General features: G+C 57.9%; 12 protein-coding genes. 9 read left to right on the top strand and 3 right to left on the bottom strand.

Going from position 1 to position 14,750, the window contains the following annotated elements; all coding sequences use genetic code 11:
- Positions 1-6: 6 nt before the first annotated feature.
- On the top strand, positions 7-732 hold the full coding sequence (gene lipB / locus CFN46_RS02090) for a lipoyl(octanoyl) transferase LipB (protein WP_024950803.1): 726 nt from the start codon (positions 7-9) through the stop codon (positions 730-732).
- Positions 732-1,724, top strand: a complete 993-nt coding sequence (lipA, locus tag CFN46_RS02085) for a lipoyl synthase (RefSeq protein ID WP_024950804.1) — start codon at positions 732-734, stop codon at positions 1,722-1,724. Before lipB ends, lipA begins: the two co-directional genes overlap by 1 nt.
- Before the next feature lie 88 nt (positions 1,725-1,812).
- Here lipA and CFN46_RS02080 read toward each other — a convergent pair whose 3' ends face one another.
- Positions 1,813-2,799, bottom strand: coding sequence for a LysR family transcriptional regulator (locus CFN46_RS02080; protein WP_024950805.1), 987 nt, complete (start codon positions 2,797-2,799; stop codon positions 1,813-1,815).
- Positions 2,800-2,926: 127 nt separating this feature from the next.
- Here CFN46_RS02080 and CFN46_RS02075 point away from each other — a divergent pair, with 127 nt between their 5' ends.
- The 5 genes from CFN46_RS02075 (at position 2,927) to CFN46_RS02055 (ending at position 8,643) form a co-directional block, all read left to right on the top strand.
- Positions 2,927-4,342 carry an acetyl-CoA carboxylase biotin carboxylase subunit gene (locus CFN46_RS02075; protein ID WP_088742562.1) on the top strand — a complete coding sequence of 472 codons (1,416 nt, stop codon included), beginning with the start codon at positions 2,927-2,929 and terminating at the stop codon, positions 4,340-4,342.
- A 64-nt stretch (positions 4,343-4,406) separates the two neighbouring features.
- Positions 4,407-6,248, top strand: a complete 1,842-nt coding sequence (gene oadA, locus CFN46_RS02070) for a sodium-extruding oxaloacetate decarboxylase subunit alpha (RefSeq protein WP_088742561.1) — start codon at positions 4,407-4,409, stop codon at positions 6,246-6,248.
- A 113-nt stretch (positions 6,249-6,361) separates the two neighbouring features.
- Entirely contained in the window at positions 6,362-6,913 is a 552-nt protein-coding gene (gene gloA, locus CFN46_RS02065; protein ID WP_024953303.1) for a lactoylglutathione lyase, read from the top strand.
- Between the two features lie 199 nt (positions 6,914-7,112).
- Positions 7,113-7,886, top strand: a complete 774-nt coding sequence (locus tag CFN46_RS02060; RefSeq protein WP_024953302.1) for an SDR family oxidoreductase — start codon at positions 7,113-7,115, stop codon at positions 7,884-7,886.
- Between the two features lie 67 nt (positions 7,887-7,953).
- The gene (locus CFN46_RS02055) at positions 7,954-8,643 is read left to right on the top strand and encodes a prephenate dehydratase domain-containing protein (RefSeq protein WP_024953301.1); all 690 of its coding nucleotides are present in this window, start codon (positions 7,954-7,956) and stop codon (positions 8,641-8,643) included.
- Positions 8,644-8,834: 191 nt separating this feature from the next.
- Here the strand turns inward: CFN46_RS02055 and CFN46_RS02050 are convergent, their stop codons facing one another.
- Complete coding sequence (locus CFN46_RS02050) at positions 8,835-9,308, bottom strand: methylglyoxal synthase (RefSeq protein ID WP_024953300.1); 474 nt, start codon at positions 9,306-9,308, stop codon at positions 8,835-8,837.
- A 52-nt stretch (positions 9,309-9,360) separates the two neighbouring features.
- Positions 9,361-10,830, bottom strand: a complete 1,470-nt coding sequence (gene pyk, locus CFN46_RS02045) for a pyruvate kinase (protein WP_024953299.1) — start codon at positions 10,828-10,830, stop codon at positions 9,361-9,363.
- A gap of 614 nt (positions 10,831-11,444) precedes the next feature.
- Between pyk and topA the strand changes: the two genes are divergently transcribed.
- Both topA and CFN46_RS02035 read left to right on the top strand, forming a co-directional pair.
- Positions 11,445-14,087 (top strand): type I DNA topoisomerase, encoded by a 2,643-nt coding sequence (gene topA / locus CFN46_RS02040; protein WP_024953298.1) that lies wholly within the window; start codon positions 11,445-11,447, stop codon positions 14,085-14,087.
- Positions 14,087-14,566 (top strand): DUF6586 family protein, encoded by a 480-nt coding sequence (locus CFN46_RS02035; protein ID WP_024953297.1) that lies wholly within the window; start codon positions 14,087-14,089, stop codon positions 14,564-14,566. Before topA ends, CFN46_RS02035 begins: the two co-directional genes overlap by 1 nt.
- The last annotated feature ends 184 nt before the right edge of the window (positions 14,567-14,750 follow it).

Raw genomic sequence — 14,750 nt, 5'->3', positions numbered from 1 at the left:
GCATGCATGAACACGATTCACGTCTATCATCTTGGCCTCATGTCCTACGGCGAAGTGTGGTCGGCCATGCGTCATTTCACCGACACGCGCGAGGCCGATGCGCCGGACGAGCTGTGGGTGGTGGAGCATCCTGCAGTATTTACCCAGGGTCAGGCTGGCAAGCCAGAGCATCTGTTGATGCCGGGTGATATTCCGGTAGTGCAGACAGACCGAGGCGGGCAGGTGACCTTTCATGGGCCGGGTCAGCTAGTGCTTTATCCGCTGCTTAACGTCAAGCGCAGTGCCATCGGTGTACGTCAGTTGGTGACGGCACTGGAAAAGACGGTAGTGACGGCACTGGCGGAACATGATATCGAGGCGTATCCGCGCCCTGATGCACCGGGTGTTTACGTGAAAAAATCGGCGCAGCGTGGCGATGATCCGCGTCGGTCGATGGAAGAGGCCAAAATTGCTTCGCTGGGGCTGCGCATTCGTCGTGGCTGTAGCTTCCACGGTGTAGCAATCAATCTGGATATGGACCTCGCGCCTTTCGGGCGCATCAATCCCTGCGGCTATGCCGGCATGGCGATGACCCAGCTACGCGACCTGACTCGCGAGCCAGTGGATCTTGCCATCGAGCGTAACCGCCTGGTGCGTTGTCTGGGTACAAGCCTGGGCGACGTAACCCTGACTCCGGTGAGCGGGCTGCCCGCGGCACTGGCTGACATTTCTCGAACAGCAGGACAGAACTGATGACCGAGACCATCGTTACCCCGAAGCCCGCCCCGTCCGCCGCTCCTGCTCGTAAGGAACGCGGCGTGAAGCTGCGTGGCGCCGAGAAGGTCGCCCGTATACCGATTAAGGTGATCCCCTCCGATACTCTGCCCAAGAAGCCGGATTGGCTGCGCGTACGCATGCCGGCTTCACCGGAAATCACACGCATCAAGCAGACTCTGCGTAAGCATGGCCTGCACACGGTGTGTGAAGAAGCCTCCTGCCCGAACCTGGGTGAGTGCTTCAGTGGCGGCACCGCGACCTTCATGATCATGGGTGACATTTGCACGCGTCGCTGCCCGTTCTGCGATGTGGCACATGGTCGCCCGAATATCCTGAATGCTGATGAGCCGCGCGAACTGGCCGAGGCCATCGCCGAGATGCGACTGAATTATGTCGTGGTGACCTCGGTTGATCGTGATGATCTGCGCGATGGCGGTGCCAACCACATCGCTGAGTGCATCAGCGAGATTCGCGAGAAGTGCACGGGTACCGAGATAGAAGTGCTGGTCCCGGACTTCCGTGGCCGTATGCAGGTCGCACTGGACGTGCTCGAACAGACGCCGCCCGATGTCTTCAACCACAACCTGGAAACCGTGCCGAGCCTGTATCGTCGCGTACGTCCGGGGGCTGACTACCAGTGGTCGCTTGATCTGCTCAAGGGCTACAAGGAGCGTCGTCCGGAAGTGAAGACCAAGTCTGGCTTGATGCTGGGCGTGGGCGAGACTGACGAGCAGGTGCTCGAGGTGCTGCAGGATCTGCGCAACCACGGCGTTGATATGCTGACCTTAGGCCAGTACATGCAGCCGTCACGCAATCACCTGCCGATCGATCGCTGGGTGCATCCTGATACCTTCGATTGGCTCGGTCAGAAGGCGCGTGAGATGGGCTTCTTGCATGTGGCATCCGGCCCATTGGTACGCTCCTCCTACCACGCTGATAAGCAAGCACATGGTGTGGAAGTGAAGTAAGACATTCTGTGTCTCGTCATGAAAAAACCGCCTCGGAGACTTTCTCTGGGGCGGTTTTTTCATGGGCTGCCAGCGACCCCGTGCAACGCTATTCGGTGGCCAGTGGCAGGCATGCCACGCTATGGCCCGGCATTGGCTCCATGGGCGCACTGAAGTGCGCATTCAGCTCTGGCAGCAGCTCACGGACGAAGCGCAGGAACAGCTCAGTCACCGGCGTCGGATAGCGGTCCTTGGGGTAGACGGTGCACCATGAGCGCCGCAGCGGGAAGCCTGGCAATGACGGTGAAGCCAATAGCCCCGAGGCCAGCTCCAGCTGAACCGCCAGGCGCGGCAGGATCGCCACGCCGAGATGTGCCATCACACCCTGCTTGATAGCCTCATTGGAGCCCAGCTCCAGCGTATGGCGCAGCGAGACGCGCTCGCGTGCGGCGAACTCTTCAAAGGCGGTGCGCGTGCCAGAGCCCGGTTCGCGCATCAGCATGTAGTACTGCGTCATGTCTTCCAGTGTGATGCCTTTTTCCGTCAGCAACGGGTGGCCCGGCCAGACGATGGGTATCAGTTCATTGTCCAGAATCGGCATGAAGGCCAGATTGGCGTCGTCCGGTACCATGCCCATGATCACCAGGTCATCCCGGCGTTCGGCGAGTCGCTCGAGTGCCTGGCCTCGGTTACAGACCTTGAGGCGCACCGAGACTTCCGGATAGCGAGCACGAAAGCGCGCCAGAATATGTGGTACCACATACTGAGCGGTGGACACTGCGGCCAGGTTCAGCTCGCCACGGATTGTGCCAGCAATCTCCGACAGCTCCATTTGCAGGCTCGAGACCTCGCCAAAAATCGACTGTACAGAGCTTGCGAGAGCGTTGGCAGCGGGCAAGATATGCAGTGTCTTGCCGGCGTATTTGAACAGCGATTGTTCAAGCGCCTGTTCCAATTGGCGGATTTGAGCACTAACTGCCGGTTGTGTCAGGCCGAGTTGCTCTGCAGCACGTGAGTATGACTGCTGGCGATAGACTGCCTGGAACACTTGTAACTGTCTGAAAGTTAAACGATTTAACAGGTTTGGACGCGACATGACACACCCAGTCATAAGGTTTTGCTTATAGATTGGCAAAAAAATATCAACTTTTCTATTGGTCTCTCGCTGGGTAGCGTGGAAAGTCTGATAACAAGACCACAGCGTTCCGGCAGGGAGAGTCACCATGTTCCGCAAGTTGCTGATTGCCAACCGAGGGGAGATCGCAGTGCGCATTGTACGCGCCTGTGCAGAGATGGACATCCGCTCTGTCGCGGTCTACACCGAGCCAGATCGGTTCTCATTGCACGTCAAGCGCGCAGATGAGGCGCATTTCATTGGTGAAGACCCGCTCGCTGGCTATCTGGATGCGCGCCGACTGGTAGATCTGGCGCGTGAGACGGGCTGTGATGCCATCCATCCGGGCTATGGTTTCTTGTCTGAAAATTCAGAGTTTGCGCGTATTTGCGAGACCGCCGGCATCGCGTTCGTCGGGCCGACCAGTGATGTGATCGCCCGCATGGGCGACAAGACCGAAGCGCGCGCTGCGATGAAAGCGGCAGGCGTACCCGTGACTCCGGGGTCTGCTGGTAATCTGGCTGACGTAGAAGAGGCGCTGTCAGTCGCAGAGAAGATCGGCTACCCAGTGATGCTCAAGGCTACCTCAGGCGGGGGTGGCCGTGGTATCCGGCGTTGTGATGATGCCCACCAGTTGGGGCAGGCATGGGGGCGTGTCATCTCCGAGGCGACCAAGGCCTTCGGCAGTGCTGCTGTCTTCCTCGAACGCTGTGTGGTTGATCCGCTGCATATCGAAGTGCAGATTCTCGCAGATAATCACGACAACGTGATTCATCTGTTCGAGCGCGATTGCTCCATTCAGCGCCGCAATCAGAAGCTGATCGAGATCGCGCCCAGCCCACAGCTGACGCCCGAGCAGCGCTCCTATGTGGGTGAGATGGCCGTCCGCGCTGCGCGTGCCGTGGGTTACCGCAATGCGGGTACGGTGGAGTTTCTGGTCAAGGGCAATGAAATCTACTTCATGGAGATGAACACTCGCGTGCAGGTGGAGCACACCATCAGCGAGGCCATCACCGGGGTGGATATCGTCCGTGAGCAGATTCGCATCGCCTGGGGGCACAAGTTGTCTTTCCGCCAGGAAGATATTCGTCACCACGGCTACGCCATCCAGTTCCGCATCAATGCTGAAGACCCCAAGAATGACTTCCTGCCGAGCTTCGGCCGCATCACGCGCTATTACGCGCCGGGTGGGCCTGGCGTGCGCACGGATACGGCGATCTACACCGGCTATACCATTCCGCCGTATTTCGACTCCATGTGTCTCAAGCTGATCGTGTGGGGATTGACGTGGGAAGAGGTCATCAATCGTGGCTCGCGGGCACTCAATGACATGCGCTTGCAGGGGATCAAGACCACCGCGCCTTACTATCAAGAAATCCTCAAGCATCCAGACTTCCGTAATGCGCATTTTGATACTGGCTTTGTCGCGGCGCATCCGGAGCTGACTCAGTATTCGGTCAAGCGCTTGCCGGAGCAGACAGCTCTGGCGATTGCCGCCGCCATTGCAGCGCATGCGGGGCTTTAGGCAAGGGTGCATGAGCCAAGCCTCGTATTAGTCAAATACACTTACAATTAAAAGGATTGCTGACATGACTGACATTGCTTCTTCTGTCGCTGCTTCCCCTGCTGATGTATCTGCTGACACCGTTAAAGTTACCGAAGTCGTACTGCGCGATGGCCATCAGTCTCTGATAGCGACCCGTATGCGTACCGAAGACATGCTGCCTATTGCTGCACGTCTCGATCAAGCCGGCTTCCACAGTCTTGAAGTGTGGGGCGGCGCGACCTTTGACGCCTGTGTGCGCTTCTTGAAAGAAGACCCTTGGGCGCGCCTGTCAGCTCTCAAGGAAGCCATGCCGAATACACCACTGCAGATGCTGCTGCGTGGCCAGAATCTGCTCGGCTATCGTCACTATGCCGATGATGTGGTGGAAGCCTTTGTGGAGCGTGCAGCGGCCGGTGGTATCGATATCTTCCGTGTATTCGATGCTCTGAATGATTTGCGCAACATGGAAACTGCCATGCGCGCTGTCAAGAAGGCTGGCAAGCATGCTCAGGGCACTATCTGCTACACCGTGAGCCCAGTGCATACACTTGAGATGTTCGTTGAGCAGGCCCGCAAGCTGGTCGAGATGGGAGCTGATTCCATCGTCATCAAGGACATGGCAGGGCTGCTGACGCCTTATGCGACCTTTGATCTGGTCAGTGCATTGGTCGCCGAAGTCAGTGTGCCGATTCATCTTCATAGCCACGCCACGGCAGGGCTTGCGCCGCAGTGTCAGATCAAGGCGGTAGAGGCCGGCTGTCGCCATATCGACACCTGCATCTCGGCCTTTGCGGGCGGTACCAGTCACCCGGCGACGGAATCCTTTGTTGCCTCGCTGCGCGGCACGCCTTGGGATACCGGGCTTGAGCTTGAGGCATTACGTGAGATTGGTGATTACTTCCGTGAAGTGCGCACCAAGTACTCCGCTTTCGAGAGCGAGTTCACGCGTGAGGATGTCTCGGTACAGATCAGTCAGATTCCGGGCGGCATGATGTCGAATCTGGCCAGTCAGCTGAAAGAACAGAATGCGTTGGATCGCATTCGTGAAGTTTTCGATGAGATTCCGCGTGTACGTGCTGATCTCGGCTATCCGCCGCTGGTCACGCCGACTTCACAGATTGTTGGCACTCAGGCGGTCCTCAACGTGCTGACGGGCGAGCGCTACAAGAGCATCACCAACGAGGTGAAGCGCTACCTGCAAGGGGGTTATGGCCAGGCACCGGCAGCCGTCAATGAAGATGTACGCTCACGTGCCATCGGTACTGCCCCCGTGGAAACAGGGCGCCCGGCAGATCTGTTGTCTCCCGAGATGGCACGCCTGACTGAAGAGCTGGGCGCGCTGGCCGAGTCTCCTGAAGACGTACTGACCTTTGCCATGTTCCCGGAATTGGGGCGTGATTTCCTGACTGAGCGTCGCGATGGCACGCTCGCGCCGGAAGTGGTGCCACAAGGTGAGGCGGAACGTCCGGTTTCCTCCGGCGTACCGACCGAGTTCGTGATCGACGTGCATGGTGAATCCTATGCTGTTCAGATCACCGGCGTGGGTGGAGCCAAGGGCAGCAAGCGTCACATTTACCTGACGCTGGACGGCATGCCGGAAGAGGTCGTGTTCGAGGCCAAGGATGACTATGTGGCCGCAGGGCAGGCTAATGGGCGCGCGAGTGCCTCGGCTCCAGGCCATGTCACGACGGCCATGCCGGGTAATATCGTTGAGGTACTGGTGGCAGTGGGTGACAGTGTCACCGCCGGACAGGCAGTGTTGATCACCGAAGCGATGAAAATGGAGACCGAGATCGCGGCGCGTGTCGATGGCACGGTAAATGCCATCCATGTCACGCGTGGGGATCGTGTGACCCCGGGCGAGGTGTTGATCGAAATTGCATGAGAAGGTCGGTGGCTTGTAAATGTCATCCGTCGCCACCATCTGCAAAGGCATTCGATCATTCAGAGGGCGTCGCACGAGACATGCGCCGTCCCCCTCAAGCATGGACCTTTATCATGGCGACCCATTTCGAGAATGTACCAGGGCTGAGTGAGCAGCTTGATCCGGCGACACGCGGCTTTGTTTTCAATCAAACCATGCTGCGTATCAAGGATCCCGAGCGCAGCATGGACTTCTATACCCGCGTGCTTGGCATGCGATTGGTACGCAAGCTCGACTTCCCCGAGATGCAGTTCAGTCTTTATTTCCTCGCTTATCTCGATGAGCAGCAGGCAGATGAAGTGCCGAGCGATGATCTCAAGCGGACGACCTATACCTTCGGGCGTGAGGCGATGCTTGAGCTGACCCATAACTGGGGTACTGAGAATGACGCTGATTTCGCTTATCACGATGGTAACGCTCAGCCGCAGGGTTTTGGTCATATTGGCATCAGCGTACCGGATGTCTATGCCGCCAGTGAGCGCTTTGAGGAGCTGGGCATCGAGTTCGTCAAGCGCCCCGATGATGGCAAGATGAAGGGGCTTGCCTTCATCAAGGACCCCGACGGTTATTGGATCGAGGTGCTGCGTGCCGATACCTTCGAGCGTCAGGCCAAGGGTGATAGATGACTAGCCGCCTATCGTGATGCGGTATCAAAAAAAGCCCGCCACTCAAAAGAGTGGCGGGCTTTTTTTGCCTATCTGGCGCCGCCCACAGGCTTGTGAGATAGCTGTCATGCCAGATGTCATTCGCTGAAGTCTTCGCTAATGTAGTACTGACCGCCTTCAGCTATATCGAGTCATTAAACAGATAAATAAGGAAGACACTATGCAAGGTGACAATCAGCAAGTTCAGCAAGCCGTACAAGACCTTGCAGACAAGGTCGCCGTGGTCAGCGGTGCCTCGCGCGGGATTGGGGCGGCCGTTGCTCTGCGCTTGGCGGCGAGTGGCGCCAAGGTCGTTGTCAACTACCGTAGCGATGTCGAGGGCGCTCAGCAGGTGGTGTCCGACATCGAATCCTTGGGTGGGCAAGCCATCGCGGTACAGGGCGACGTGGGCATCAGCGCTGATGCCGGTCGTCTGTTCCAGGCCGCAAGCGAAACCTATGGCGGGGTGGATATTCTGGTCAACAATGCTGGCATGAGTATTTACAAGACATTGGCCGATTTTACCGATGAGGACTTTTCCAGCTTGATGAATGCCAATCTCACGGGCTCATTCAACTTGATGCGTGAGGCGGCGCTACATCTGCGTGATGATGGGCGAGTAGTGAATATATCGACGTCAGTCACGCGGCAGATGTTTGCGACTTATGGGCCTTATGCGGCCTCCAAGGCTGCGGTAGACCAGCTGACCCGTGTACTGGCCAAGGAAGTGGGCGCACGCGGCATTACCGTCAATGCGGTGGCTCCTGGCCCGACAGATACTGGGTTGTTTCGTGCTGGCAAAAGCGAGGAAACCATTGCCAGGCTTGAGGGCATGGCAGCGCTGGGGCGGATTGCCAGTCCACAGGATGTGGCACGCGTCGTCGCCTGGTTGACGAGCCGTGACGCTGGCTGGGTGACAGGGCAAATCATCGGTGCAAATGGGGGCTTCGCCTAACGTCTTCATTTACGGCTATGCTGTTGGTAAGGCGGGTTTTCATCAGGCATTGTCATGAGGGGCAGGGATGAAGGTGACAGTTAGCGAATCTCAGGAAGATACATCGCACGAGGGCGTGATTCATGCTGCGTTGCGTGTTGGCTATCCGGGACATTTAGGAGGCTATTCTCGAGAGTGCGCATCCAAGCTATATGCTACTGATGCCAATCTGAGTGCCTATGCCGGGATTGAAGAGGTTGTCATGGCATTGGCAGAAGGCGAGATCGATGCCGCCGTAGTGCCATGGTCGCGCGGCCATCAGCAGCCAGTGAGGGCTACACACGATGCATTGGCTGCGTGGCCGGGCATTCGTGTCGAGCGACGGTTATTTCGCGCCATCAGTCTTAGTCTGCTTGGCCCGCCGGAGCTAACGCCCAGCAAGGTGCAGCGCATCGTGGCGCGTGAGGCGCTATTTGACGAGTGTAATGCATGGCTTGAGCAAAATCTGCCGCACGTGGAGCGCGTCGAGTGCCTGCATATGGCAGATGCCCTCGACATGGCCGAGAACCGTCACGATACGCTCGCGATCGCGCCTCCTTCGTTGGCACGGCGGCCAGGATTAGTATGTCTTGCGCCGCGAATTGAAGATGACCCCGGGCGAGTATCCCAATTTGCAGTGCTCAAGCGTGATGAGAGTAGCGTGCGTGGCCAGGGCATTGCAGGTGATCAAGGTGACGTGCAGCAATGCAGTGTCGCGGGAGAGCCTGGGCGCAGGTGAAAGTCGGTACTGAAGAAGCGAGAGATCACTCGAAAACACGCAAAATGTAGTTTGATTACAACATTTCGCGTGTTTTGGCCGTTGAAGGATGAGCCATAAAAAACGCCGTCAGCGCAAAAATAGAGCGCTGACGGCGTTTTTGGGTAGTGCTTTGCAACAATGTACTTAATGCAATATATCCGGTGAGGTGGTCAGGCGCGCGTGCTGACCCAGTCATTGGCGTCTGGCACGGCGACTTCGACGGCCTGTGACATCAATGCCGAGTTGAACATGAAGTCGGCACTCGCGGCATTGCTGGCGACGGGGACGTTCCATAAAGCCGCCAGTCGTAGCAGAGCCTTGACGTCAGGATCATGCGGCATCGGAGCAAACGGGTCCCACAGGAATATCAGTATATCCAGATTGCCTTCAGCGATACGGGCACCAATCTGCTGATCGCCTCCCAGCGGTCCACTCATCAGGCCTTCCACCTCAAGGCCGAGCTCCTTGCTGATGCGCCGCGCGGTCGTACCGGTACCTACCAGCTGGTGACGAGAGAGCTCGTCGCGCCAGCGGTTAGCCCAGTCCAGCATTTCATTCTTCTTGCCATCATGGGCTACCAGCGCAATACGCTTGCGTGCTGGGAGGGTGCGCCGCGCCTGGCGCTTGGGTCGTTGCTCGCTCATGTCGCATTGCCTCCTGATGGCGGGGTGCTTGCCCCGCCAGTGCTCAAATGCTTCAGTCGATAGTGCCGCCGACGGTGACGATCTTCATGGTGTTGGTGCCACCATGAGCGTTCATCTGGTCGCCACGTGTCAGGATAACCAGGTCGCCGCGGGTAGCAATGCCACGGGCTTCGAGCTCAGCGATGGCGCGACGGTTGATTTCCGGCGCCGGTAGTTCGCTTGAGTCGAAGGGCAGGGATACCACGCCACGGTACAGCGCCATGCGACGCTGAGTCTTCTGGTCCTGTGCCAGCCCGACGATTGGCAGGCCAGAGCGAATGCGTGAAGCGATCAGCGGCGTATAGCCGGATTCGGTCATGCACACGATGGCTACGACACCGGTCAGGTGGTTGGCAGCGTACATGGCAGACAGCGCGATGGTTTCATCGGTCTTGCTGAAACCTTCGTGGATGCGGTGCTGGGATTCCTGTGCAGAGCGCTCCCGCTCCGCGCCCAGGCAGACGCGGTGCATGGTCTCGATGGTTTCGACCGGGAAGTCGCCCGCGGCCGTTTCGGCAGACAGCATCACGGCATCGGTACCATCAAGCACGGCATTGGCGACGTCGAAGACTTCTGCGCGAGTTGGCAGTGGCGCGCTGATCATGGACTCCATCATCTGCGTGGCGGTGATGACCACACGGTTGAGGCTGCGCGCGCGGCGAATCATGCGCTTCTGTACGCCGATAAGCTGGGCATCGCCAATCTCTACGCCCAGATCACCACGTGCCACCATGACACCCTCGCTGGCGAGGATGATGCCGTCGAGCACGGCGTCATCAGCGACGGCTTCAGCGCGCTCAACCTTGGCGATCAGGCCAATATCACGGCCCTTTTCGCCCAGTAGCTCACGCGCTAGCTGCATGTCAGCGCCGCTACGCGGGAAAGAGACAGCCAGATAATCAACGCCGATATCGATGGCGGTCTTGAGATCGGACTTGTCTTTCTCGGTCAGTGCTTCGGCAGACAAGCCGCCGCCCTGCTTGTTGATACCCTTGTTATTGGACAGCTTGCCACCCACCTTGACGGTAGTGTGGATCTCGTTGTCCTTGAGCTCAATGACTTCAAGTACTACACGGCCGTCGTCAAGCAGCAGGACATCGCCGGCTACCACGTCATCGGCCAGTTGTTGGTAGTCGCAGCCGACACGCTCGGTGGTACCTTCATCACGGCCCAGGCCGATGTCCAGGACGAAGGGCTGGCCTTCGCTCAGAGTAACAACGGTGTCCTTGAAGCGGGCAATACGAATCTTCGGTCCCTGCAAGTCACCCAGTACTGCGACGCTACGTCCTTGTGCGGCGGCGGCCTGACGGACAGCCTCTGCGCGCATGCGGTGATCTTCCGGGCTGCCGTGGGAGAAATTGAGGCGTACCACATCGACTCCGGCACGAATCATCGCGTCGAGAACACCCGGCTTGTCACTGGCCGGACCGAGTGTGGCAACAATCTTGGTGCGGCGGATCGGGCCGTTGAACGCGTGCGGCATGAAATCTACTCCTTGAACACTGGCGTGATGGATCAGACAGATTGTGTTGTCATTTTACTACATTGAAGGCTGAAAGGGAGCCTGTCGAGTGCAGTACCTTGTTGCGGCATGTTTTGAGGCAGACTCTTGCTGATGGCCATGATCAATAATCCTGTCACGCGACATCGCAATAGTCGGGCGAGGCTTCATTCCTGCATCGCGTCGAATGCGCTACGTTGATCAGGTCATGCTCCTAATGTACTGAGAGATGTCACACTGACGTTATCGCTGCCAACATCGTTACCTCTCGATTGATTTCTCTGTCCCTCTATATAGTGGCAGCAAATCAGTGACAGAAAAAAGTGCACGCCAGACGCTATATCGCAGAAAGGTCTTGGCCGTAAGTTGATATTGCAAATGTCAATTTTGTGGGCCGCCCTGATGGCATCAGAGACCTCCTGTTAATAGGAGCCGCAACGCCTACCGAGAGTATCTAGACACTCCGCCAGTCTTAACATTGCTGGTCAGCGCCGAAATGCTGGGGTAGGGTAGGCGCATTTTTCGGCTGGGAAAAAACCCAGCGCGACGATTCATTCGCTGGCGCACTCAGCGCCGGCCAGGAGATGCGAGCAACCATGGGCAAGTCACTGGTGATCGTCGAGTCGCCCGCCAAGGCCAAGACCATCAATAAGTATCTCGGCAACGATTTCGTGGTGAAATCGAGTGTCGGGCATATCCGCGATCTGCCAACCAGCGGTAGCGGCAAGCAGGCAACTGATCCGAAGGAACGTGCCCGTCAGGCTGCGGAGACTCGCAAGATGTCGCCGGAGGTCAAGGCCGCTCATAAAGAGAAGAAAGCCAAGACTCAGTTGATCCGCCGTATGGGGGTTGATCCGGAGAATGGCTGGGAGGCGCATTATGAGATCTTGCCTGGCAAGGAAAAGGTTGTCTCGGAACTGACGCGTCTGGCCGAGAAAGCCGACACCATCTATCTCGCGACGGATCTTGACCGCGAAGGTGAGGCTATTGCCTGGCACTTGCGCGAAACCATCGGTGGCGACGAGACGCGCTATAAGCGCGTGGTATTCAACGAGATCACCAAGAAAGCGATCACGGCGGCTTTTGACGAACCCGGCGAGCTGAAGATGGACCGAGTTCATGCACAGCAGGCGCGCCGCTATCTGGATCGCGTGGTGGGCTTTATGGTTTCGCCGCTGCTGTGGGCCAAGGTGGCGCGAGGCCTGTCTGCCGGTCGTGTTCAGTCTGTGGCTGTGCGCTTGATTGTTGAGCGTGAGCGCGAGATTCGCGCCTTCATTCCGGAAGAATTCTGGGATGTGCACGCCGAGCTTGCTGCCGCGAGTGGAGAAGCGATTCGTTTTGAGCTGGCGCGCCAGAACGGCAAGGTCTTCCGGCCGACGAGCGAGAAGGACACGCTTGAGCGTATCGCCTCACTGCGGACTGCAGCACTTGCGATCTCTAATCGCGAAGACAAGCCGACTCGCTCCAAGCCGAATGCCCCCTTCATTACCTCGACACTGCAGCAGGCGGCCAGCGGTCGTCTCGGGTTCTCGGTCAAGAAAACCATGATGATGGCGCAGCGCCTGTATGAAGCTGGCTACATCACTTATATGCGTACTGACTCGACGAATCTGTCGGCGGATGCAGTGGCGACGGCTCGTGATTTCATCAGTGAAGAATATGGCAGTAACTACCTGCCGGAAGCAGCCAACGTTTATTCCAGCAAGGAAGGTGCTCAGGAAGCCCATGAAGCGATTCGTCCTTCTGAGGTGGCCAATCGTGCGACTGATCTCGCGGGTATGGAGCGTGATGCCGAACGGCTCTATGAGCTGATCTGGCGCCAGTTCGTGGCCTGTCAGATGTTGCCGGCTGAGTATCTGTCCTCGACACTGACCATTGAAGTGGATGGTTATGATCTGCGTGCGCGTGGCCGCGTACTCAAGTTCGATGGCTATACTCGTGTCATGAAGCCGATGGGCAAGAAGGAAGAAGATCAGTCGCTGCCCGACCTCGCGATTGGTGAAAAGTTGGATCTAGTGGAGCTGGACCCTCAGCAGCACTTCACCAAGCCGTCGGCGCGCTATACCGAAGCCAGCTTGGTCAAGGAGCTCGAGAAGCGTGGCATCGGTCGCCCCTCGACCTATGCCGCCATCATCTCGACCATTCAGGATCGTGGCTATGTGGCACTGGAAAATCGCCGCTTTTACGCCGAGAAGTTGGGTGACATCGTCACTGATCGTCTCAGCGAATCCTTCAAGGACCTGATGGACTTCGGCTTCACAGCTCGCATGGAAGACCACCTGGATGAGGTGGCCAAGGGGACACGCAACTGGCGTGAACTACTTGATGCCTTCTATGCCGAATTCAAGGCTGAGTTGGATCATGCCCAGTCAGAAGAAGGCATGCGCCCGAATCAGCCGGTGCCAACGAATATTTCTTGCCCGACCTGTGAACGCGAGATGCAGATTCGTACTGCATCCACCGGTGTCTTCCTTGGTTGCTCAGGTTATAACCTGCCACCGAAAGAGCGCTGCAAGACCACCATCGATCTGTTACCAGGCGATGAGGCTGTAGCCGCTGATGCCGATGAAGATGCTGAGACCGACGCGCTACGTGCCAAGCGCCGCTGTCCGATCTGTGCGACGGCGATGGACAGCTACCTGATCGATGAGCATCGCAAGTTGCACGTCTGTGGCAACAGCCCGGATTGTGTGGGACACGAAGTCGAGGAAGGGCACTTCCGTATCAAGGGCTATGATGGTCCAGTGATCGAGTGCGACAAGTGTGGCGCTGATATGCAGCTCAAGACTGGCCGTTTCGGCAAGTACTTCGGCTGTACTAGCGAGACCTGCAAGAACACTCGCAAACTGCTCAAATCGGGTGAGGTCGCACCACCGAAGATGGACCCGATTCCGATGCCGGAGCTCGCCTGTGTCAAGGTTGAGGATCACTACGTGCTGCGTGATGGCGCGAGTGGCTTGTTCATGGCAGCCAGTCAGTTCCCGAAGAATCGTGAGACGCGTCCACCATTGGTGATGGAGCTCAAAGCGCACGCTGACGAGTTGCCGGAGAAGTATCACTTCATCCTCAAGGCGCCGGAGAAGGACCCGGATGGGCGCCCGGCGCAGATTCGTTTCTCGCGCAAGGTCAAGGCGCAGTACGTTATGAGTGACGAGGAAGGTAAGGCGACTGGCTGGAAAGCGACGTTCGAGAATGGCCGTTGGGTTGTCGAGGACAAGCGCAAGGGAGTCAAGGTCTGATGAGTCATCGTGCCCGCACCAACCAACTGCTGTATCAGGCTGAGCTGTTGTTAGCACAGTCGGCGGTGACGGCGGGAGACGAGCACGACATGGCGCGTCGCATGGCAAATGAGGAGGGCGCGCTGGTGCTGTTGGAGCTGGCGCTGTCCTCGTTGCTGGACGAGTTCGCTGTGGTGGCGCGTTGGCCGCAGGACGGCTGGCGCGAACGTTTGACAGCTCCCCCGACACCCGTTGCCGAGATTGAGCAGCTGCGTATTCTGCTCGAACGTCCCGATAGCTGGCTGAGCCAGCTGGTGAGTGACATTGACCGCTTGCATGCTGAGACGGGTGCTGCGCGCCGAGAAGAAGGGCGTGTACGTGGCGATGGTTTGATTATCGCGGCTGCGGCCAATGCCTCATTGGTTGAGCGTCTCACAGAGGTGCTAGCGGCATTCAAGGCCATATTGCCGGGGCTACGCGAGTCGAGTGTCGAGTGGTAGTGATGTCAAGCGGATGACGCTTCGGTATCGCGGGTGCTAGACTGAGCCCATTGTGGCAAGCCCCGCATTCTCAATAGTACGACCATGGCTCTGGCTGTGGTCGTACTTTTTTCTGCGCTGCGTGAGGCCTGTCCACCGTCAAGCTGACGATCACAACGACGCCGGCATCTCAAGAGATGCCGTG

It is taken from the genome of Cobetia sp. QF-1 (assembly GCF_002213105.1).
In the GTDB taxonomy this organism is placed as follows: domain Bacteria; phylum Pseudomonadota; class Gammaproteobacteria; order Pseudomonadales; family Halomonadaceae; genus Cobetia; species Cobetia crustatorum.
Note: the sequence above shows the minus strand (reverse complement) of the source record. Positions and strands in the feature narration are given on the sequence as shown.